The 19702-nt window shown below is 65.9% G+C and carries 18 protein-coding genes; 8 read left to right on the forward strand and 10 right to left on the reverse strand.

Annotated features, from left to right (window positions below; genetic code table 11):
• Positions 1-25: 25 nt before the first annotated feature.
• The 3 genes from AC3QLZ_RS04080 to AC3QLZ_RS04090 are packed head-to-tail and all read left to right on the forward strand — an operon-like array spanning position 26 to position 2658.
• Complete coding sequence (locus AC3QLZ_RS04080) at positions 26-1327, forward strand: O-acetylhomoserine aminocarboxypropyltransferase (RefSeq protein ID WP_287873711.1); 1302 nt, start codon at positions 26-28, stop codon at positions 1325-1327.
• Between the two features lie 10 nt (positions 1328-1337).
• Positions 1338-2123, forward strand: a complete 786-nt coding sequence (locus AC3QLZ_RS04085) for an alpha/beta fold hydrolase (RefSeq protein ID WP_287873712.1) — start codon at positions 1338-1340, stop codon at positions 2121-2123.
• A 22-nt stretch (positions 2124-2145) separates the two neighbouring features.
• Positions 2146-2658, forward strand: coding sequence for a DUF3124 domain-containing protein (locus tag AC3QLZ_RS04090; protein WP_287873713.1), 513 nt, complete (start codon positions 2146-2148; stop codon positions 2656-2658).
• Positions 2659-2715: 57 nt separating this feature from the next.
• Here the strand turns inward: AC3QLZ_RS04090 and AC3QLZ_RS04095 are convergent, their stop codons facing one another.
• The 10 genes from AC3QLZ_RS04095 to AC3QLZ_RS04140 form a co-directional block, all read right to left on the reverse strand.
• The gene (locus AC3QLZ_RS04095; RefSeq protein WP_492783386.1) at positions 2716-3603 is read right to left on the reverse strand and encodes a DMT family transporter; all 888 of its coding nucleotides are present in this window, start codon (positions 3601-3603) and stop codon (positions 2716-2718) included.
• Positions 3600-3764, reverse strand: coding sequence for a hypothetical protein (locus tag AC3QLZ_RS04100; RefSeq protein ID WP_287873715.1), 165 nt, complete (start codon positions 3762-3764; stop codon positions 3600-3602). Before AC3QLZ_RS04100 ends, AC3QLZ_RS04095 begins: the two co-directional genes overlap by 4 nt.
• Before the next feature lie 66 nt (positions 3765-3830).
• On the reverse strand, positions 3831-4838 hold the full coding sequence (locus AC3QLZ_RS04105; protein ID WP_130458749.1) for an inorganic phosphate transporter: 1008 nt from the start codon (positions 4836-4838) through the stop codon (positions 3831-3833).
• A 9-nt stretch (positions 4839-4847) separates the two neighbouring features.
• Positions 4848-5486: a DUF47 domain-containing protein gene (locus tag AC3QLZ_RS04110; protein ID WP_043798343.1), complete on the reverse strand. Its 639-nt coding sequence runs from the start codon at positions 5484-5486 to the stop codon at positions 4848-4850.
• Positions 5487-5553: 67 nt separating this feature from the next.
• Positions 5554-6300 carry a hypothetical protein gene (locus tag AC3QLZ_RS04115; RefSeq protein ID WP_014238040.1) on the reverse strand — a complete coding sequence of 249 codons (747 nt, stop codon included), beginning with the start codon at positions 6298-6300 and terminating at the stop codon, positions 5554-5556.
• A gap of 110 nt (positions 6301-6410) precedes the next feature.
• Positions 6411-6908 carry a hydrogenase maturation protease gene (locus tag AC3QLZ_RS04120; protein WP_014238041.1) on the reverse strand — a complete coding sequence of 166 codons (498 nt, stop codon included), beginning with the start codon at positions 6906-6908 and terminating at the stop codon, positions 6411-6413.
• Complete coding sequence (locus AC3QLZ_RS04125; RefSeq protein ID WP_152088957.1) at positions 6905-8365, reverse strand: Ni/Fe hydrogenase subunit alpha; 1461 nt, start codon at positions 8363-8365, stop codon at positions 6905-6907. The genes AC3QLZ_RS04120 and AC3QLZ_RS04125 overlap by 4 nt, the downstream gene beginning before the upstream one ends.
• A gap of 12 nt (positions 8366-8377) precedes the next feature.
• Complete coding sequence (locus AC3QLZ_RS04130; protein ID WP_014238043.1) at positions 8378-8935, reverse strand: NADH-quinone oxidoreductase subunit B family protein; 558 nt, start codon at positions 8933-8935, stop codon at positions 8378-8380.
• A complete protein-coding gene (locus AC3QLZ_RS04135; protein ID WP_014238044.1) occupies positions 8932-9645 on the reverse strand; it encodes a 2Fe-2S iron-sulfur cluster-binding protein in 714 nt (237 codons plus the stop codon). Before AC3QLZ_RS04135 ends, AC3QLZ_RS04130 begins: the two co-directional genes overlap by 4 nt.
• Positions 9642-11474: an NAD(P)H-dependent oxidoreductase subunit E gene (locus tag AC3QLZ_RS04140; RefSeq protein WP_492783387.1), complete on the reverse strand. Its 1833-nt coding sequence runs from the start codon at positions 11472-11474 to the stop codon at positions 9642-9644. Before AC3QLZ_RS04140 ends, AC3QLZ_RS04135 begins: the two co-directional genes overlap by 4 nt.
• A gap of 265 nt (positions 11475-11739) precedes the next feature.
• Here AC3QLZ_RS04140 and fabI point away from each other — a divergent pair, with 265 nt between their 5' ends.
• The 5 genes from fabI to AC3QLZ_RS04165 all read left to right on the forward strand — a co-directional run bounded on the left by fabI (position 11740) and on the right by AC3QLZ_RS04165 (position 19691).
• Positions 11740-12504, forward strand: coding sequence for an enoyl-ACP reductase FabI (fabI, locus tag AC3QLZ_RS04145; protein ID WP_014238046.1), 765 nt, complete (start codon positions 11740-11742; stop codon positions 12502-12504).
• Positions 12505-12535: 31 nt separating this feature from the next.
• The gene (locus AC3QLZ_RS04150; RefSeq protein ID WP_492783388.1) at positions 12536-13948 is read left to right on the forward strand and encodes a bifunctional enoyl-CoA hydratase/phosphate acetyltransferase; all 1413 of its coding nucleotides are present in this window, start codon (positions 12536-12538) and stop codon (positions 13946-13948) included.
• Positions 13945-15138 (forward strand): acetate/propionate family kinase, encoded by a 1194-nt coding sequence (locus AC3QLZ_RS04155; protein ID WP_014238048.1) that lies wholly within the window; start codon positions 13945-13947, stop codon positions 15136-15138. The genes AC3QLZ_RS04150 and AC3QLZ_RS04155 overlap by 4 nt, the downstream gene beginning before the upstream one ends.
• A 363-nt stretch (positions 15139-15501) precedes the next feature.
• Positions 15502-18411, forward strand: a complete 2910-nt coding sequence (locus tag AC3QLZ_RS04160; RefSeq protein WP_416244153.1) for an adenosylcobalamin-dependent ribonucleoside-diphosphate reductase — start codon at positions 15502-15504, stop codon at positions 18409-18411.
• A gap of 116 nt (positions 18412-18527) precedes the next feature.
• A complete protein-coding gene (locus tag AC3QLZ_RS04165; RefSeq protein ID WP_014238050.1) occupies positions 18528-19691 on the forward strand; it encodes a GGDEF domain-containing protein in 1164 nt (387 codons plus the stop codon).
• The last annotated feature ends 11 nt before the right edge of the window (positions 19692-19702 follow it).

Consider the following 19702-nt stretch of genomic DNA (forward strand, 5'->3'; position numbering starts at 1 on the left):
CAACGAGACCCTCAGGAGAACGCCCATGGCCGGTAAGGACGGCTACACCCTCGACACCCTGGCCCTGCACGCCGGCCAGGTGCCCGACCCGCAGTACGGCGCCCGCGCCACCCCGATCTACCTGTCCACCTCCTTCGTCTTCAAGGACTCCGACCAGGCCGCTGCCCTCTTCAACATGGAACGGGCCGGCCACGTCTATTCCCGCATTTCCAATCCCACCGTGTCGGTGCTGGAGGAGCGCATCGCCGCCCTGGAAGGCGGCGTCGGCGCCATCGCCACCGCCAGCGGCCAGGCCGCCATGCACCTGGCCGTGGCCACCCTGATGGGGGCCGGCAGCCACATCGTCGCCTCCGGCGCCCTCTACGGCGGCAGCCACAACCTGCTGGACTACACCCTGCGCCGCTTCGGCATCGATACCACCTTCGTCCCCACCCGGGACGTGGACGCCTGGCGCGCCGCCATCCGCCCCAACACCCGCCTGCTCTTCGGCGAGACCCTGGGCAACCCGGGCCTGGACGTGCTGGACATCCCCCGTATTTCCGCCCTGGCCCACGAACACGGCCTGCCCCTGCTGGTGGATTCCACCTTCACCAGCCCCTACCTGCTGAAACCCTTCGAGCACGGCGCCGATCTGGTCTTCCACTCCGCCACCAAGTTCCTCTGCGGCCACGGCACCGCTGTCGGCGGCGTGCTGGTGGATTCGGGCAATTTCGATTGGGAAGCCTCGGGTAAATTCCCCACTCTGACCGAGCCCTACGACGGTTTCCACGGCATGGACTTCGCCGAGGAATCCACCGTCGCCGCCTTCCTGCTGCGGGCCCGACGCGAAGGCCTGCGCGACTTCGGCGCCTGCATGAGCCCCATGAACGCCTTCCAGATCCTGCAGGGCGTCGAAACCCTGCCCCTGCGCATGCAGCGCCATGTGGAAAACGCCCGCAAGCTGGTGGATTTCCTCGTTGCCCACGAGGCTGTGGAAAGCGTCGCCTACCCGGGCCTGGAAAGCCACCCGGACCATGCCCTGGCCCAGAAGCTGTTGCCCCGCGGCTGCGGCTCCGTCTTCAGTTTCAGCGTCAAGGGCGGCCGCCCCGCCGGCAAGAAATTCATCGAGACCCTGAAGCTCTTCTCCCACCTGGCCAACGTGGGCGATGCCAAGTCCCTGGTGATCCACCCGGCCTCCACCACCCACTTCCGCATGTCCGACGAAGCCTTGCTGGCCGCGGGCATCGGCGCCGGCACCATCCGCCTCTCGGTCGGTCTGGAAGATGCGGACGACCTCATCGAAGACTTGTCCCGGGGCCTGGCCGCTGCGGCCAAGGCTGTGGCGTAAGGAGGGGGCCATGGAACTGATCGTCCGCGACACCAAGATCTACGCCTACACCGGCGGCAAGACCTTCGACCCGAAGAAGCCCGCCCTGGTCTTCCTCCACGGCGCCGCCAACGACCACACGGTGTGGGGCCTGCAGAGCCGCTATTTCGCCAACCACGGCTACAGCGTGCTGGCGGTGGATCTGCCCGGCCACGGCCGCTCCGGCGGCGAACCCCTGGCTTCCATCGGCGCCCTGGCCGACTGGGTGGCCGATCTGCTGGATGCGGCCGGCGTGGAAAAGGCCGTGCTGGCCGGCCACTCCATGGGCTCCCTGACCGCCCTGGAAGCCGCCGCCCGCCACCCCGGCCGCATCGGCAAGATCGCCCTGCTCGGCAGCGCCGTGCCCATGGCCGTCTCCGAGCAACTTCTGGCCGCCGCCAAGGACAAGCCGGAAAAGGCCTACCGCATGATCAACCAATGGTCCAACGCCCAGGGCCTGGGCGGCAACACCGTGCCCGGCGCCTGGCAGCCCGGGGCCAGCCTGGCCCTGATGCGCCGCGCCCGGGCCGGCTCCCTGTTCGTCGACCTGTCCAACTGCAACGACTACCAGACCGGTCTGGAAGCCGCCGCCAAGGTGCAATGCCCGGCCCTGCTGGTGATCGCCAAGCGGGACCTGATGACCCCGCCCCGGGCCGCCGGCGACCTGGCGAAAGCCCTCAAGGACGTACGCAAAGCCGAGATCGACGGCGCCGGCCATGCCATGATGGCGGAACAGCCGGACCGGGTGCTGGACGCCCTGCGGGCCTTCCTCCTCTGACCATTTCCACTGGACCACTGCCATGAATGCCAACGCCCTGCCCCATCGCCTGCTCCGCCCGCTGCAGACCTTCGCCGGCCTGATGCTGGCCGGGGCGTTGCTGGTGGCCCCGGTCCAGGCCCAGGAGATCTACCAGGCCAAGAGCCAGACCCTCTACCTGCCCATCTATTCCCACCTCTGGCACGGCAACCTGGACAAGAGCGGCAATCCGGACAAGTCCTACCTGTCGGCCCTGGTCAGCGTGCGCAACACGGATACGAAGAACCCCATCAAGGTGCTCTCGGCCCGCTACTACGACACGGACGGCAAGCTGCTCAAGGATTTCGTGCCCAAGGTGCGCACCATTCCGCCCCTGGGCACCCTGGAGCTGTTCATCGAGCGGCGGGAGGACGAAGGCGGTTCCGGCGCCAACTTCCTCATCCGCTGGCAGGCCGAGGCCACCGTGAACACGCCCCAGGTGGAAGCGGTGCATGTGGACCTCTACAGCACCAAGGCCCTCTCCTTCATCACCTCCGCCCGGCCCATCGCCGAGTAAGCCCGCTGCCACCAGGCCCATGCCCCGGGCACGACACCGGGGCATGGCCGGAGCGCCTTATCCGGCGGGCCTCTCCGGCATAACCGGGCTACGCACCAGGACCACCACCGCGCCCAGGATGAGGGCGCCGCCGGCCAACTGCCAGCCCCCCACCACCTCCCCGAGAAACAGGGCCGCCAGCACCAGGGTCACCACCGGCTCCAGGGTGGACAGGGTGGCCGCATCCGCCGCCCCCAGCTTGGCCATGCCGGCGAAGAACCCCACCATGCCGACGATGGTGGAAAACACCACGATCCCCAGCACCGCTGCCCATCCCGCCAGGGAAGCCGGCCACGGCGAGGCGGCATGGAAAGCCAGCACGCCGAACACCACCGCCGCCGCCAGCATGATCACTGCAGCCGAGGCCAGGGCCCCGGCCCGGGCCGTCAGGCGCTCTCCGGCCAGGATATAGACCGAGTAGATGAGGGCTGCCGCCAGGCCCAGGCCGATGCCCAGGGGCGTGCCCGCCAGGCTGCCGCCGATGGTCAGCAGGGTGCCGACGAAGGCGGCCCCCACCGCCAGCAGCTTGCGCCCGCTGAGCCGCTGGCGCCCCAGCAGGGCCGCGAGCAAGGTCACCAGCACCGGATAGAGATAGAGCAGCACCGCCGTGAGTCCGGCCGAGGCATGGCGCAGGGCGGCAAAGTAACAGTAGGACTGGCCCACGTAGCCGATCCCGCCCATGGCCGCCAGCCCGGGCCAGAGGGCCGGGGCCGGCCAGGCCTGGCGCCGCCAGCGCAGGATCAGGGCGAGGCAGGCGCCGCCCAGGGCAAAGCGCAGGAAGAGCAGGGTTTCCAGGCCGACGCCCTCGGCATAGGCCAGCTTGGCGAAAATGGCCATGGCGCCGAAACCGGCGGCGGAAGCGGCAATCCACAGCCCTCCGCGGAGACGCTGGGGCAACGCCTTCATGGCTGGCCGTCGTCGGCGGGGGGACGGTTTTGCGGCGGCCGGGCGAAGAGCCAGAAACAGGCGCCGAAAATGGCGGCGATGCCGATTTCCCAAAGGAAGGGGAAAGACCAGACGAGCAGGACGAAGGCGGCGATCACCGCCAGAAGCTTGAGCCAGACCATGGGTGTGGAGCGGAAATGGAGTCAGGCTCCATTATGCCCGCCCCGGACGGGGCGGGCGGCGGGGAATCAAAGCAGAAAGCTGCCCAGATACCAGGCACCGGCTGCAATGAGGGCACTGCAGGGGATGGTGAGGATCCAGGCCCAGACGATGCCGCCGGCGATGCCCCAGCGCACGGCGTTGAACTTGCGCGCGGAGCCGACGCCGACGATGGCGCCGGTGATGGTGTGGGTGGTGGACACGGGAATGCCCAGGGCCGTGGCCAGGAACAGGGTGATGGCCCCGCCCGTCTCGGCACAGAAGCCGCCCACGGGCTTCAACTTGGTGATCTTCTGGCCCATGGTCTTGACGATGCGCCAGCCACCGAACATGGTGCCCAGGCCGATGGCCACGTAGCAGCAGACCACCACCCAGACGGGGATGGGGTCGCTGGACTGGGACAGGCCGGCGGCGATGAGCAGCATCCAGATGATGCCGATGGTCTTCTGGGCGTCGTTGCCGCCGTGGCCCAGGCTGTAGAGGCCGGCGGAAACCAGCTGCAGGCGGCGGAACCACTTGTCCACCTTGCGCGGTGTGGTGCGGAAGAACAGCCAGGACACCGCCACCATGAGCAGGGTGCCGAGGATGAAGCCGAGCAGGGGGGAGACGAAGATGAAGGCTACGGTCTTCAGGATGCCGGCGGCGATCAGGGCATCGGGACCGGACTTGGCCAGGGCCGCCCCCACCAGACCGCCGATGAGGGCGTGGGAGGAGGAGGACGGAATGCCGTAGAACCAGGTCACCAGGTTCCACACCACGGCCCCCATGAGGGCGCCGAAGATGACGATGTGGTCCACGATGGCCGGATCGATGGTGCCCTTGCCAATGGTGGTGGCCACCTTCAACTGGAAGATGAAGATGGCGACGATGTTGAAGAAGGCGGCGAAAGCCACCGCCTGGTGGGGCTTCAGGACCCCGGTGGAAACCACGGTGGCGATGGAATTGGCGGCATCGTGAAAGCCGTTCATGAAATCGAACGCCAACGCCAGCACCACCAGGAGCACCACGACTCCCAGGCTGATTTCGAGACCAGTCATGGTTATCGCTTAGGAGTTTTCGAGGACGATGCCTTCGAGGATGTTGGCCACATCCTCACAGCGGTCGGTCACGGTTTCCAGCAGTTCGTAGATGGCCTTGAGCTTGATCAGCTGGCGCACGTCCGGCTCGTCGCGGAACAGGCGGGACATGGCGGAACGCATGACGCGGTCGGCGTCGGACTCCAGGCGGTCGATTTCCTCGCAGGTCTTGAGGATGGCCGGGCCCTGGTCGGCGTTGGGCAGCAGGGAGACGGCCCAGCGCACCCGGTCGCAACAGGAGACGCAGATTTCGGCCAGCTGGATGGCTTCCGGGGTGCCCTTGCGGATGTCGTAGAGGGAGACGGTCTGGGTCACGTCCTGGATCAGGTCCAGGATGTCGTCCATGCCGGTGATGAGGGAGTGGATCTCGTCCCGATCCAGGGGGGTGATGAAGGTCTTGTGCAGCAGGGCAACCGTCTCGTGGGTGATCTTGTCGGCCCGGCTTTCGGCGGTATCCACTGCGTCGGCGGCCTGGGTGGCCTCTTCGGGGTTACGTCCCAGATGGTTGATGAAGGTGGCCAAGGCTTGACCACCCTGCACGATCTGTTCTGCGTGAGCGTTGAACAGGTCGAAAAACTTGCCCTCTTGGGGCATCAGACGTCCGAACATGAATTTTGAGTTTAGGTTTTGTGACAGAACGAGATTTTAGCACGGCAGCCCCCGGCAAGCTGCGCCCTTACGGCTTGCCGCTCTGCTGTTTTTGTTGCGGATGCCGCGGAAGCTGCGCCAGCACTCGATTCTGCCCGGTGACGAAGCGAATTTCCTCCACCTCGCCGATGAGGTAGCGCTTCTTCAGGGTGAAATCCGTGGGCCGGGCATGGATGGCCTTCCAGAAGGTTGTGCTCTCGGAAACGTAGGGCTCCTGCAGGTGCACCCGGGCGATCAGGCTCACCGCCCCCGGTTCCAGCAGGGGCGCCGCCTGCTCCGGCTCCAGGGTCAGCTCGGCGTCGAAGCCGGCTTCGTCGTCGGTACCCCGGGGCATGAAGTCGTAGAGATTGTCGAAGGCCAGGAAATAGTCGTAACGCCAGAGCACCCGCATGGTTTCCGGCTCGCCGATCTTGTCCTCCCCCACATAGCTGTCCCGCTCCTCGTTCACGCTGCCCAGGGGCAGATACTTGAAGCGGTAGTAATCCTCGCTGGCCGGATCGGCCAGGGGCCGCCAGCTCCAGCCTTCGGTCAGCTGGTTGAAGGCCATGGGGTAGTGCAGGTGCAGGCGCCGGCTGGCCGCATCGTAGGAGACTTCCAGCCCAGAATCGGGAGCCGCCGCCAGGAGGATGTCCTCGCCCCGCCCTTCCCCGGCCGCCACGGCCTGGTAGGAGGCCACCGGGCTGGGCCAGGGCGCCGCCTGGAGGGAACCGGCAAGGAACAGCAGCAGGAAGCCGCGCAGGAGCAGGCCGGGCTGGGTGGACGTCGGATGGGTCATGGTCGTTCTGCCAAAAAGGAGCCACCCTCCCCCGGGCAGCATGCGCCATGATCTGTCGGCGGGCCGGGAACAAACCATGATGCAAGTCAATTCACCGGCGGCCCGGAATCCTAGAGCAGGGGCGGCAATCCGGGCAGGGGCCGGAGCTGGCTCCAGCGCTCCGGGTCCGGCTCGGTGCACAGCTGGCGGAGAAAATCCCAGGCCGCCTCCAGGTGCTGGCGCCCGGCGGGGCTGAGCCCCTCCCCCAACTCGAAGCGCTGGCCCCGCACGCAGAGGACGTAGGCCGGCGGCGGCGCCTGTTCCAGGGCCTGGCCATAGACGGCAAGCACGGCGCCGGGAGCCAGGGAATGGGTGCTGTGGGCCGGATTGAAGAGGGGCGTCACCGGGGCGAAGCTGAAAGGCGCCGGCGTGCCCTCCCCGGCATCGATGAAAAGGGCCAGGTCCCGACCCTGGAGGTCGATGGCGTGCTCGATCTGCAGCTGGAAATCCTCCACCGTCACCACCCCGGGCAGACGGGCCTGCTCCAGGCGCTGCAACAGCAGGGGCCCCAGGGCATCGTCGCCGCGGCTGGGGTTGCCGATGCCGAAGACCACCAGCCGGCGCGTCATCCCTTGACCCGGCGGTCCAGCAGGCGGCCGCTGCCGTCCAGCAGTTCCACGGTCAGGGGCATCTGGCCCAGGGCGTGGGTGGCGCAGGAAAGGCAGGGATCGAAGGCGCGGATGGCCACCTCGATATGGTTGAGCAGCCCTTCGGTGATTTCCCGGCCGTTCAGGTACTGGCGCGCCACCTGGCGCACCGCCTCGTTCATGGCCTGGTTGTTGTGGGTGGTGGAGACGATCAGGTTGGCCATGGTGACGAGGTCGTCCTCATCCACCTGGTAATGGTGGATCAGGGTGCCCCGGGGCGCCTCGATCACGCCCACGCCTTCGCGGCGGCGGTCGCCGCAGGACATCAGGTCGTCCCCCAGCAGGTCGTCGTCGGCCAGCAGTTCCTTGATGACTTCGGCGGCGTGCAGCATTTCGATCATGCGGGCCCAGTGGTAGGCCAGGGGCGCGTGCACCAGGCCGCCCTGGCCGTGGTCCATGAATTCGCGCCGCTCGATCTCGGCCAGGGGGCTGGGAATGAAGTCGCAGTTCTGCACCCGGGCCAGGGGGCCCACCTTGTACCAGCCCTGTTCCCGGCCCATGGCGGTCACATAGGGGAATTTCATGTAGCTCCAGGACTTCACCTCCTCGGTCAGCAGGTGGTGGTAGTTCTGGTAGTCCACGCCGTCCAGCAGCACCTTGCCGTCCCCGTCCCGCAGACGCAGGTGGCCGTGGTAGAAGTCCAGGGCACCATCGGCCCGCACCAGGCTGAAGAGGTTGGAGCGGAACAGCCCGAACTGGTCGTAGAGGGCCGGGTTGCTGGTATGCAGGCGCTTGGTCAGATGCACCGCGTCCCGGCTCCAGGCGATCATCTGCTCCACGTCCTGCAGCAGCATGGCCCGGTCGGCCGGGTCCAGGGCCTTGTTCACCCCGCCGGGAACGGCGCCGGTGCCGTGGATGCGCTTGCCGGAGGTGACGCGGATCACCTCCTGGCCGAACTTGCGCAGCAGGATGCCCTGCTTGGCCACCTCCGGATGGGCGGCGGCGACGCCGACGATGTTGCGCTGCCCCACGTCGGAATCGAAGCCGAACAGCAGGTCGGGCGAGGACAGGTGGAAGAAATGCAGGGCGTGGGACTGCAGCATCTGGCCGTAGTGCATGAGGCGGCGCATCTTTTCCGCCGTCGGCGTGATGCTGGCGGCGCCCACCACCAGGTCCAGGGCCTTGGAGGCCGCCAGATGGTGGGAGACGGGGCAGATGCCGCAGAGACGCTGCACCATCACCGGCACTTCCCAGTAGGGGCGGCCCTGGATGAATTTCTCGAAGCCCCGGAATTCGACGATGTGCAGGCGCACCTGCTGCACCTGGTTGTGATCGTCCAGCAGCAGGGTCACCTTGCCGTGGCCTTCGACCCGGGAAACAGGATCGATGGCGACGCGGCGCAGGTTGTCGGTCTGGGACGCGGTTTCAAGTTCGAACATGGTGGGGAAGCCTCAGTCGAAACGCAGGATGGGATGGGAAAGCCGGGGCGTGTGGCCGGCGATGAGGTCCGTCAGGAACTTCCAGATGGCCTCCCCCGAGGGCGGGCAGCCGGGAATGAAGTAATCCACCCGCACCACTTCGTGGATGGGATGGACCTTGTCCAGCAGCAGGGGCAATTCCGGGTCGTTGGGTACCTGGCCGCCGGGCAGGGATTCGACGCCGATGCAGGTGTGGTAGACCTCCTGCAGGCACTGGCCCACGTCCAGGTGGTTGCGCTGGGCCGGCAGGCCGCCGGTGACGGCGCAGGCGCCGAGGGCGATGAGTATCTTGCAGTGCTTGCGGAATTCCCGCAGCACATGGACATTCTCCGCATTGCAGACGCCGCCTTCGATGATGCCGATGTCGCAGGGGCCGCAGTGCTTGATGTCGGTCAGGGGCGAACGGTCGAATTCCACCAGTTCCACCAGTTCCAGCAGGTGCTCGTCGATGTCGAGGAAGGACATGTGGCAGCCGAAGCACCCGGCCAGGGAGGTGGTGGCGACCCGCAGCTTGCGTCCGGAAACGATCATTTTTCCACCTCTTCCATGGCTACCACGCTGATCGGCTTGGCGTCGTAGTCCCGCTCGCCGATGGGCCTGGCAAAGCCCTGGCGCTTGTGCAGGATGACGCCCACGGGACAGATGTTGGCCGCCCGGTCGCTGGCGGCAAAATCCGTGTCAGCCAGGCGGCCGCTTTCCGCATTGACCACCAGGTGCTTGTGGATGCCCCTATCGGTGAGGGCGAAGATGTTCTTGCCGTCGATGTCCCGGCTGGCCCGCACGCACAGCTCGCAGAAGATGCAGCGGTTGAAGTCCAGCAGGACGTCCGGATGGGAGGCATCCACCGGCCGGTTGGGATAGAAATGGTTGAAATGGGCGGAGAGCATTTCCAGGTCGTAGGCCAGGGCCTGCAACTGGCAGTTGCCGCTCTTCTCGCACGAGGGACAGAAATGGTTGCCCTCGACGAACAGCATCTGCAGCAGGGCCCGCCGCTCGCCGTTCATCTCCGGGGTGTTGCTCTCCACCTCCATGCCCTCCTTGGCCGGCATGGCGCAGGAGGAGACGTGGCGTCCGCCCACCTTGACGATGCACAGCTTGCAGGAACCGTGGGCCGGAAAATCCGGATGCCAGCACAGGTGGGGAATGTAGTGGCCAGCCTGGCGGGCGGCCTCCAGGATGGTCTGGCCGTCCTGGAAGACCACCGGTTTGCCGTCCAGCAGGAATTTCTTGGTATCGCTCATCGGTGGGCCTCCACGGAACTCAGGTGGGCGTCGGCATCGTCGCGCCCGGTCATGCGCCGGGCCTCGGCCAGGGACTGGTCCAGGTCGAAGGCGGGGGCGAAATCCAGGGACTGGAGCCGGCGCTCGTAGGCGGGGCGGAACTTGATCAGGGTCTCCACCACCGGGTTGGCGGCGGCCAGGCCCAGGCCGCAGTGGCTGGCCGCCTTGAGCAGGCGGTTGATCCACTCGATGTCGGCCAGGTCGTACTTGGCGCCGTGGCCGGTGGCCAGCTTGTCCATGAAGTTCCGCAGCAGGGAGGTGCCGACCCGGCAGGGGGTGCAAAAGCCGCAGCTCTCGTGGGCGAAGAAGTGGACGAAGTTGCGCGCCACCTCGAAGAGGTCCCGGCTGGTATCGAAGATCATGAAGGAACCGGCCGTCGGCACGTCCTCGTAGGCAATGCCCCGGTGGAACTCGTAGGACGCCAGGCAGGTGCCCGAAGCGCCGCCCACCTGGACCGCCTGCACGTCGGTGGCGCCGCAATCCTCCAGGATCTGCTCGATGGAAACGCCGAAGGGATACTCGTAGATGCCGGGAAAGGCGCAGTCGCCGGATATGGAGAGGAGCTTGGTGCCGGTGGACTGGGCAGTGCCGACGGCGGCGAAGCGCTCGGCTCCTTCCAGGGCGATCAGCACCGTCTTGGCCAGGGTTTCCACGTTATTGACCACCGTGGGCCGCCCCAGATAGCCCTTGATCACCGGGAAGGGCGGGCGGATGCGGGGCGTGCCCCGCTTGCCCTCGAGGGACTCGATCAGGGCCGTTTCCTCACCGCAGACATAGGCGCCGGCGCCCAGATGAATCTCGATGTCGAAATCGAAACCGGCCTGGCCCCGGATGCCCTGCCCCAGCAGCCCGGCCTCGCGGCGGCGCTGCAGGGCTGCCTCCAGGGGCTCCAGTAGGTAGCGGTATTCGCCCCGCAGGTAGAGGAAGCCCTGGCGGGCGCCGGTGGCGTAGGCCGCCAGGGTCATGCCCTCGAACACGTGGTCCGGGTATGAGGTCAGCAGCACCCGGTCCTTGAAGGTACCGGGCTCGCCTTCGTCCGCGTTGCAGACGATGACCCGCTCCTCACCGGGGGCGTTGCGGCAGGCCTCCCACTTGACCCCGGTGGTGAAGCCGGCGCCGCCGCGACCGCGCAGGCTGGACTTCTGCACCTCGCCCAACCAGGCCTCGGGCCCCAGGGCCATGGCCGCCGCCAGGGCAGCCCCCGGCTCCAGCACGGTATTGAGCAGATCGTCCTTGCGGCGGATGTTGTCCTCCACCCGGAAGTATTCCTGGGGCCACAGGGACAGGGGCCGGCGGGAACGGATCAGCTCGCAGATTTCATTGACGCGCTGGTGGGTGAGGCGGGTGATGGGGCGGCCATTGACCAGCAGGGCCGGGCCCTGGTCGCACATGCCGGTACAGGAGGTGACATCCACCGAGACCAGGCCGTCTTCCGACACCTTGCCCTGTTCGACCCACAGCTTCTGGCACATGGTGCCGAGCAAGTCCAGGTTGCCCAGGAGGCGGTCGGTGGCGTTGTCGGAGAAGAGCACCCGGTATTTGCCCACCGACTGCAAATGGAGAAAGGAGTAGAAGCCGGCCACGCCCTCGACCCGGGCCCGGGGCAGCTTCAGGGCGGCGGCGATGGCGGTGAGGGCGGGAGGGGGGATGTAGCCCACCTGTTCCTGCACTTCCCGGAGAATTTGCAGCAGTTGGGTGGGGTCCCGGCGGCGTTTGCTCAAAACCGCCTCGAGGACTGCATCCAGAGAATTGGCAATCGGTTCCAAAATCCCTCCCCCTTGTAAGGTCATGCCGGAGGATTATAGGTATGGTCAATGCAAAAACGTTGACACAGCGCAAGCCGCTGTAACGGGGACGTCATCGGAACGAAATACCGGCTTATCCCTCGTCCGCTAAGGTCCTACTGCCACTAGGCCTTGATCTAGGTCAAAATCGATATGCTGCACCGCAACACAAAATGCGGCATGATAACGAAAACAGGATTGCAATAACGGCCCCGGTCCAGACTGGACGCCGGATGGTTCACCTTCATTCAACTAACCTGGAGTTCTGCAAATGTTCAACCTCAACGGCAAAAAAGGCCTGGTCGTCGGTATCGCCAACAACAAGAGCATTGCCTACGGCTGCGCCAAGGCTTTCAACATCTGCGGCGCCGAACTGGCGGTCACCTACCTGAATGAAAAGGCCGAACCCCACGTGCGCCCCCTGGCCGAACTGCTGGCCGCCCCCCTGGTGCTGCCCCTGGACGTGGAACAGGACGATCAGCTGGCAGCTGTTTTCGCCGCCATCGAACAGAAGTGGGGCAAGCTGGACTTCCTCCTGCACTCCATCGCCTTCGCCCCCAAGGAAGACCTGCACGGCCGGGTGGTGGACTGCTCCCGCCAGGGCTTCCTGCGGGCCATCGACATTTCCTGCCACTCCTTCATCCGCATGGCCAAGCTGGCCGAGCCCCTGATGAAGGACGGCGGCTCCCTGCTGACCATGAGCTACCTGGGCGCCGATGAAGTGGTGGACAACTACGGCATGATGGGCCCGGTAAAGGCCGCCCTGCAGGCTTCCACCCGCTACCTGGCCACCGAGCTGGGCCCCAAGGGCATCCGGGTGCACGCCATCTCCCCGGGCCCCCTGGCCACCCGCGCCGCCTCCGGCATCGCCCACTTCGACGATCTGATGAAGGACGCCGTGGAACGGGCCCCCCTGCACCGACTGGTCTCCATCGACGACGTCGGCGCCCTGGCCGCCTACCTGTGCAGCGATGTGGCGAAGACCCTGACCGGCGGTACCATCTACATTGACGGCGGCTACAACATCGTCGGCTAAGAGCTCCACACAATCAAAAACGGGAGGCGCCATGCACGCTGAGCACACCGAGCAGTACATCGAAAACAAGACTTTCGACGAAATCCAAGTGGGAGACTCTTCCACCCTGATCCGGACCCTGCGTCCGGAAGACATCAAGCTGTTCGCCATCATGTCGGGGGATGTGAATCCCTCCGTGGTGGACCCGGAATTCGCCCAGAGCGGCATTTTCCGGGAGGTGGTGGCCCATGGCATGTGGAGCGGCGCCCTCATTTCCACCGTGCTCGGCACCCAGTTCCCGGGGCCGGGCACCATCTACATCGACCAGTCCCTGCACTTCTCCCGGCCGGTGACCATCGGCGACACGGTGACCATCACCATCACCGCCAAGCAGAAGTTCGACCATAACAAGCACATCCTCTTCGACTGCCAATGCACCAACCAGGAAGGCCTGCAGGTGGTGAGCGGCACCGCCGAGGTGCTGGCGCCGACGGAGAAGATCCGCCGCGAGCGGGTGCACCTGCCCGAATTCACCATCAGCGACAAGGAAGCCCGCTACCAGGCCCTGCTGGCCACCGCCGCCGGCCTGGAACCCATTCCCGTGGCCGTGGCCCATCCCTGCGATGCCGAATCCCTGAAGGGCCCCATCTTCGCCGCCCGGGCCGGCCTCATCGAACCCTTCCTGGTGGGGCCGGAGGCAAAGATCCGCTCCGTCGCCGAAGAGAACGGCCTGGACCTGACCGGCATCCGCATCGTCAATACCCGCCATAGCCACGAATCCGCCGCCATGGCCGTGACCCTGGTGCGCAACGGCGACTGCGAGGCCCTGATGAAGGGCAGCCTGCACACCGACGAGCTGATGGGCGAGGTGGTATCCCGGGCCAACGGCCTGCGCACCTCCCGCCGCATCTCCCACGTCTTCTACATGGACGTACCCACCTATCCCAAGCCCATCATGATCACCGATGCGGCCATCAACATCGCCCCCTCCCTGGAGGAAAAGGTCAGCATCATCCAGAACGCCATCGACCTCTTCCACATCCTGGGCAACCCGGAACCCAAGGTGGCCATCCTGTCCGCCGTGGAGACGGTCAATCCCAAGATCCAGTCCACCCTGGACGCGGCCGCCCTGTGCAAGATGGCCGACCGGGGGCAGATCAAGGGCGGCCTGCTGGACGGCCCTCTGGCCTTCGACAACGCCGTTTCCCTGGTGGCTGCCAAGACCAAGGGCATCAAGTCCGCCGTCGCCGGCCAGGCCGACATCCTGGTGGTGCCTGACCTGGAGTCCGGCAACATGGTGGCCAAGCAGCTGGAATACCTGGCCAACGCCCTTTCCGCCGGCGTCGTACTGGGTGCCAAGTGCCCCATCGTGCTGACCTCCCGCGCCGATACCGCCGAGACCCGCACCGCCTCCTGCGCCATCGCCGCCCTGATGGCCCACGCCTACCGGAAGCAGAACCAATGACCCGCGCCGTCCTCACCCTCAACGCCGGCTCCTCCTCCATCAAGTTCTCCCTCTACGAGCTGGAGAACGGCGGCGGCATCGCTGCGGAACCCGTGCTCTCCGGCCAGATCGACGGCATCGGCGTCAAGGCCCACATCAAGGCCAAGGACGACAAGGGCAAGAAGCTGGACGACGTGGACATCCCGCTCCAGGGCGATGCGGAAAGCCAGCACCACGAGGCCCTGGAATTCCTCATCTCCTGGCTGCACGACCATGAAAAGGGCTGGAAGATCGTGGCCGTGGGCCACCGGGTGGTCCATGGCGGTGAGCGCTATTCGCGCCCCATGAAGCTCGACGACAACATCATCGAGCACCTGACCCGGCTCATTCCCCTGGCGCCCCTGCACCAGCCCCACAACCTGGACGGCGTCGATGCCCTGCGCACCATGATGCCGGAAGTGCCCCAGGTGGCCTGTTTCGACACCGCCTTCCACCGTACCCAGGCCCCCGTGGCCCAGGCCTTTGCCCTGCCCCGCTGGATCACCGGTGAAGGGGTCAAACGCTACGGCTTCCACGGCCTCTCCTACGAGTACATCGCCCGGGTGCTGCCGGACTACTCGCCCCGGGCCAATGGCCGGGTGGTGGTGGCCCACCTGGGCAACGGCGCCTCCATGTGCGGCATGGTGGATCGCAAGAGCCAGGTGTCCACCATGGGCTTCACCGCGGTCGAGGGCCTGATGATGGGCACCCGTACCGGCGCCCTGGACCCGGGTGTGATGCTGTACCTGATGGAAAACAAGGGCATGGACGTGAAGGCCCTGACCAAGCTGCTGTACAAGGAATCGGGCCTGCTCGGTGTTTCCGGCATTTCCCCGGACATGCGCACCCTGCTGGCCAGCGACAAGCCGGAAGCCAAGGAGGCGGTGGATCTCTTCTGCTACCGCGTGGTGCGGGAGCTGGGTTCCCTGGCGGCCGCCATCGGCGGCATCGACGCCCTGGTGTTCACCGGCGGCATCGGCGAACACGCAGCCGAAGTGCGCCGTCGCGTCTGCCTGCAGGCCTCCTGGCTGGGCATCAGCATCGACGAATCGGCCAACGCCCTGCACGCCAACCGTATCAGCGAACCCCGCAGCACCGTGGACGTGCTGGTCATCCCCACCAACGAGGAATGGATGATCGCCCGCCACACCGCCACCCTGCTCAACCTGTAATAGCCGCAACACCCCTCGGCGGTCCGGACTCCCGGACCGCCACCGCCGCCCTTGGACGGCCCCGGCCATCGGCCAATCTCCCCACCGGATTTTGCGACCGGACTACCCCCTCCTCCCCCGCCCTCCCCCTAGGTATTCTTTTGTTCCACCGGCTGCAAACGGAACCACCGTTTTATTGTCAAAAAATGTGCCAATCCTGATTTTTCCAGCCTTTCCGCGAACCACCCCGGGAACAGCGCAACAACTACATCTAGTCAAGCATTTGCCTAGCACCACTACATGTAGTAGCTTTACCTCCCATTCGACTCCGGACTACCGGGGCATATTACCAACCGCATACCCACATTTTTGGAGAGGAAACCCATGAATCAGGTCGCCGAACAGCTCTCCCTGTCCGCCATTCCCGAAGCACCCGAATTTGCCCCGCTGCCCGAGCAGGAAATCTCCACCGAAGTGCTGGTGGAAAAGTACGCCAAGGGCAAGGAAATGAACGTGCATGACGTGCGCCGCCGCGTTGCCCGCGCCCTGGCCGCCGTCGAACACGAGAAGGACCGGGCCAAGTGGGAAGAAAAATTCCTCTGGGCCCAGGAAAACGGTTTCGTCCCCGCCGGCCGCATCAACTCCGCCGCCGGCACCGATCTCGCCGCCACCCTGATCAACTGCTTCGTGCAGCCGGTCGGCGACTCCATCGTCGAAGTGGTGGACGGCCGCCCCGGCATCTACACCGCCCTGGCCCAGGCCGCCGAGACCATGCGTCGCGGTGGCGGCGTCGGCTACGACTTCTCCTCCATCCGCCCCGTGGGCGCCCAGGTCAAGGGCACCCAGTCCCGCGCCTCCGGCCCCGTCTCCTACATGCGCGTCTTCGACCGCTCCTGCGAGACCGTGGAATCCGCCGGCGCCCGCCGCGGCGCCCAGATGGGCGTGCTGCGCTGCGACCATCCGGACATCGAGGACTTCATCCACGCCAAGGACAAGGGCGACCTGACAAACTTCAACATTTCCCTGGGCGTCACCGATGCCTTCATGCAGGCGGTGGAAGCCGACGGCGAGGTGGAACTGGTGCACAAGGCCGAACCCAACGCCGACATGAAGTCCCAGGGCGCCTTCCAGCGCGAGGACGGCATGTGGGTCTATCGCAAGGTACGGGCCCGGGACCTGTGGGACCAGGTGATGAAGTCCACCTACGACCACGCCGAACCCGGCATCCTCTTCCTGGACCGCATCAACAAGGACAACAACCTTAATTACTGCGAGCAGATCGAGGCCACCAACCCCTGCGCCGAACAGCCCCTGCCGCCTTACGGCTGCTGCTGCCTGGGTTCCATCAACCTGACCCTGTTCGTCAAGAACGCCTTCTCCGAACAGACCGAGTTCGACTTCGACGCTTTCGGTGAAGTGATCAAGGTGTCCACCCGCATGCTGGACAACGTGCTGGACGCCACCCACTGGCCCCTGGAACGGCAGAAGGAAGAAGCCGCCAACAAGCGCCGCATCGGCCTCGGCTTCACCGGCCTGGGCGACGCCCTGGCCATGCTGCGCCTGCGCTACGACCGGGCCGAAGCCCGGGCCATGGCCTCCCGCATTTCCGAATTCATGCGCGACACCGCCTACCTGACCTCCGTGGAAATGGCCAAGGAACGGGGCGCCTTCCCCCTCTTCAACGCCGAGCTGTACCTTTCCGGCGGCAACTTTGCCTCCCGCCTGCCCAACGAGGTCAAGGCCGAAATCCGCAAGCACGGCCTGCGCAATTCCCACCTGCTGTCCATCGCCCCCACCGGCACCATTTCCCTGGCCTTCGCCGACAATGCCTCCAACGGCATCGAGCCGCCCTTCTCCTGGACCTACAACCGGAAGAAGCGCATGCCCGACGGCACCCTGAAGGAATACGCGGTAGAAGACTACGCCTGGCGCCTTTACAAGCACCAGGGCGGCAATGTGGAAAAGCTGCCCGACTACTTCGTCACCGCCCTGGAAATTTCCGCCGCCGCCCACAAGGACATGGTGGCAGCCGTCGCCCCCTACATCGACACCGCCATCTCCAAGACGGTGAACGTGCCCGGCGACTACCCCTACGAGGATTTCCAGGACCTCTACGTGGAAGCCTGGAAGTCCGGCCTCAAGGGCCTGGCCACCTACCGGCCCAACAGCATCCTGGGCTCCGTGCTCTCCGTCGAGCCGACCAAGGCCCAGGCCCAGGCTGAAGAGGAAAAGAATCACCCTCAGGATTTCGTCTCCGACGCCAACCGCCGCCTCTCCATCAAGAACCTGCCGGCCCCCGTGCTGGCCTCCCTGCGCTGGCCAGGCCGCCCCACCCTGCCGGAAGGCAACATGGCCTGGACCTACATGCTCGATTACCCCCAGGGCAAGTTCGCCCTCTTCGTCGGCCATGTGGAGCAGGAAGAGGAAGGCGCCCCGCGCCGTTCCTGGCCCTTCGAGATCTGGGTGAACGGTCCCGACGTGCCCCGCGGCCTGGGTGCCGTGGCCAAGACCCTGTCCATGGACATGCGAGCCAATGACCGGGGCCTGCTGGAAATGAAGCTGGATGCCCTGGCCAAGACCCCGGGCGACGCCTTCGACCTGCCCTTCCCGCCCCACGGCGAGCACAAGCGCATGCCCTCCATCGTTTCCGCCATGGCCCAGGTGATCCACTGGCGTGTGGAGCAGCTGGGTGCCATGAAGCACGAAGGCCCGACTCCGGTGGTGGACGCCATGTTCAGCGCCAAGGAACCGAAGACCGGTACCGACGGCACCCTGTCCTGGACGGTGGATGTCTTCAACCCGACCACCGGCGAAGACTTCGTCCTGGGCCTGAAGGAAATCACCCTGCCCGACGGTGTCACCCGCCCCTACTCCATGTGGCTCTCCGGCAACTATCCGCGCGCCCTGGACGGCCTGTGCAAGCTGCTCTCCCTCGACATGCGGGTGGTGGACCCGGCCTGGATCGGCATGAAGCTGCGCAAGCTGCTGGACTACCCGGAACCCCTGGGTGACTTCATGGCCTTCGTGCCAGGCACCCGCCGCCAGACCAACTATCCCTCCACGGTGGCTTACCTGGCCCAGCTCATCATCCACCGCTACGCCATGCTCGGCATCCTCGACGAGCAGGGCGTGCCCCTGCAGCAGATGGGCATCCTGGAAGCGCCGGAAGAAGCCTCCAACAGCGTCCGCCCCACCCAGGGCAAGCTGTGCAGCGAATGCGGCAATACCACGGTCATCAAAAAGGATGGCTGCGAATTCTGCACCGCCTGCGGCGCCGTGGGCTCCTGCGGCTAAGCGCAGCGCAACAATTTGATGCTATCCTCTCGGGCAGCCTGCGGGCTGCCCTTGTTTTTGGGGCACCGTACAACCAACAACACGACAGGCTACATCGAGACAAAAGACCCTTTTTCATGACCAGTCGACTTGCACATATCGTCTGGCACCGCCTCACCGGCCTCATGCCCGGCGAGCTGAACCAGGCCGAACTGGCCTGGCTGGTGTCACCCCATTTCCACCTCACTCTGCTCTCCCGGCGGCGTGCGACCATGATCGTGAACCGGGTGCGCCTGTTCGCCTTCCTCTTCGCCGTCCTGACGCCCCTGTGGAGCATCATCGACTACCTGGTCTTCCCCTTCCCATTGTGGTTCGCCCTGGCCTCCATGCGCATCCTGGCCAGCGTCGCCTTTGCCCTGCTGGTGCTCTACTACCGCCCCTCCGGCAGCCTCACGGACGCCTACCGGGCCATGGCCATATTGTTTGCCATCCCCACCGTCTTCTACGTCGCCACCCACCAGTTGCTGGTCAATTACCAGCTGACCGGCATGCAGGCCGCCATCGGTGCCGGCTACGCCTTCCTGCCCTTCGTCCTGCTGGCGGGTCTCTCCATCTTCCCCCTGACCCTGCTGGAGAACATCCTCTTCGCCCTGCCCATGCTGCTGGCCCAGGCCGTCTCCGGCATCATCAGCTGGGCCACCCTGGATTGGCCGTCCTTTGCCGGCGCCTTCTGGCTGCTGACCCTGATCACCGGTGTGTCCACCCTGGCCGGACTATCCCAGCTCGCCTTCATGATCGCCCTGGTGCGGCAGGCCGTGCGGGACCCCCTCACCGGCATTTTCTCCCGCCGCAGCGGCGAGGAAGTGCTGGAACTGCAGTTCATCATCTCCACCCGCAGCAACGCTCCCCTGGCCATCGCCTTCCTCGACCTGGACAACTTCAAGGCCGTCAATGACCGCTATGGTCACGAGGCCGGCGACAGCGTCCTGGTGGGCGCCACCGACTCCATTTCGAACAATCTGCGCCGGGGCGACATGCTGGCCCGCTGGGGCGGCGAGGAATTCATCCTGATCATGCCCAACACGGATCTGGAACAGGCCCAGCAGGCCATGCGGCGGATGCGCCAGGCCGGCTTCGGCCTGCGTCCGGACGGCTCGCCGGTGACCGCCAGCATCGGCATCGCCGAGCGCCTGGAAGACCAGACCCTGGACTGGAAAACCCTGGTGGAAAAGGCTGACCAGCGCATGTACCGCGCCAAGCAGAGCGGCCGCGACCGGGTGGTCTGCGACGATACCGTCTGAGCAACGGCTGA

This window comes from Azospira sp. MPR-LB4 (assembly GCF_058809525.1).

What these genes read in the sequence shown, in the direction of transcription:
- AC3QLZ_RS04165 (WP_014238050.1), top strand. Translation starts at nt 18,528, where the DNA reads ATGACCAGTCGACTTGCACATATCGTCTGGCACCGCCTCACCGGCCTC.
- AC3QLZ_RS04095 (WP_492783386.1), bottom strand. Translation starts at nt 3,603, where the DNA reads ATGAAGGCGTTGCCCCAGCGTCTCCGCGGAGGGCTGTGGATTGCCGCT.
- AC3QLZ_RS04130 (WP_014238043.1), bottom strand. Translation starts at nt 8,935, where the DNA reads ATGATCGTTTCCGGACGCAAGCTGCGGGTCGCCACCACCTCCCTGGCC.
- AC3QLZ_RS04100 (WP_287873715.1), bottom strand. Translation starts at nt 3,764, where the DNA reads ATGGTCTGGCTCAAGCTTCTGGCGGTGATCGCCGCCTTCGTCCTGCTC.
- AC3QLZ_RS04155 (WP_014238048.1), top strand. Translation starts at nt 13,945, where the DNA reads ATGACCCGCGCCGTCCTCACCCTCAACGCCGGCTCCTCCTCCATCAAG.
- AC3QLZ_RS04125 (WP_152088957.1), bottom strand. Translation starts at nt 8,365, where the DNA reads ATGTTCGAACTTGAAACCGCGTCCCAGACCGACAACCTGCGCCGCGTC.
- AC3QLZ_RS04120 (WP_014238041.1), bottom strand. Translation starts at nt 6,908, where the DNA reads ATGACGCGCCGGCTGGTGGTCTTCGGCATCGGCAACCCCAGCCGCGGC.
- AC3QLZ_RS04080 (WP_287873711.1), top strand. Translation starts at nt 26, where the DNA reads ATGGCCGGTAAGGACGGCTACACCCTCGACACCCTGGCCCTGCACGCC.
- AC3QLZ_RS04090 (WP_287873713.1), top strand. Translation starts at nt 2,146, where the DNA reads ATGAATGCCAACGCCCTGCCCCATCGCCTGCTCCGCCCGCTGCAGACC.
- AC3QLZ_RS04160 (WP_416244153.1), top strand. Translation starts at nt 15,502, where the DNA reads ATGAATCAGGTCGCCGAACAGCTCTCCCTGTCCGCCATTCCCGAAGCA.
- AC3QLZ_RS04110 (WP_043798343.1), bottom strand. Translation starts at nt 5,486, where the DNA reads ATGTTCGGACGTCTGATGCCCCAAGAGGGCAAGTTTTTCGACCTGTTC.
- AC3QLZ_RS04140 (WP_492783387.1), bottom strand. Translation starts at nt 11,474, where the DNA reads ATGACCTTACAAGGGGGAGGGATTTTGGAACCGATTGCCAATTCTCTG.
- AC3QLZ_RS04105 (WP_130458749.1), bottom strand. Translation starts at nt 4,838, where the DNA reads ATGACTGGTCTCGAAATCAGCCTGGGAGTCGTGGTGCTCCTGGTGGTG.
- AC3QLZ_RS04150 (WP_492783388.1), top strand. Translation starts at nt 12,536, where the DNA reads ATGCACGCTGAGCACACCGAGCAGTACATCGAAAACAAGACTTTCGAC.
- fabI (WP_014238046.1), top strand. Translation starts at nt 11,740, where the DNA reads ATGTTCAACCTCAACGGCAAAAAAGGCCTGGTCGTCGGTATCGCCAAC.
- AC3QLZ_RS04115 (WP_014238040.1), bottom strand. Translation starts at nt 6,300, where the DNA reads ATGACCCATCCGACGTCCACCCAGCCCGGCCTGCTCCTGCGCGGCTTC.
- AC3QLZ_RS04135 (WP_014238044.1), bottom strand. Translation starts at nt 9,645, where the DNA reads ATGAGCGATACCAAGAAATTCCTGCTGGACGGCAAACCGGTGGTCTTC.
- AC3QLZ_RS04085 (WP_287873712.1), top strand. Translation starts at nt 1,338, where the DNA reads ATGGAACTGATCGTCCGCGACACCAAGATCTACGCCTACACCGGCGGC.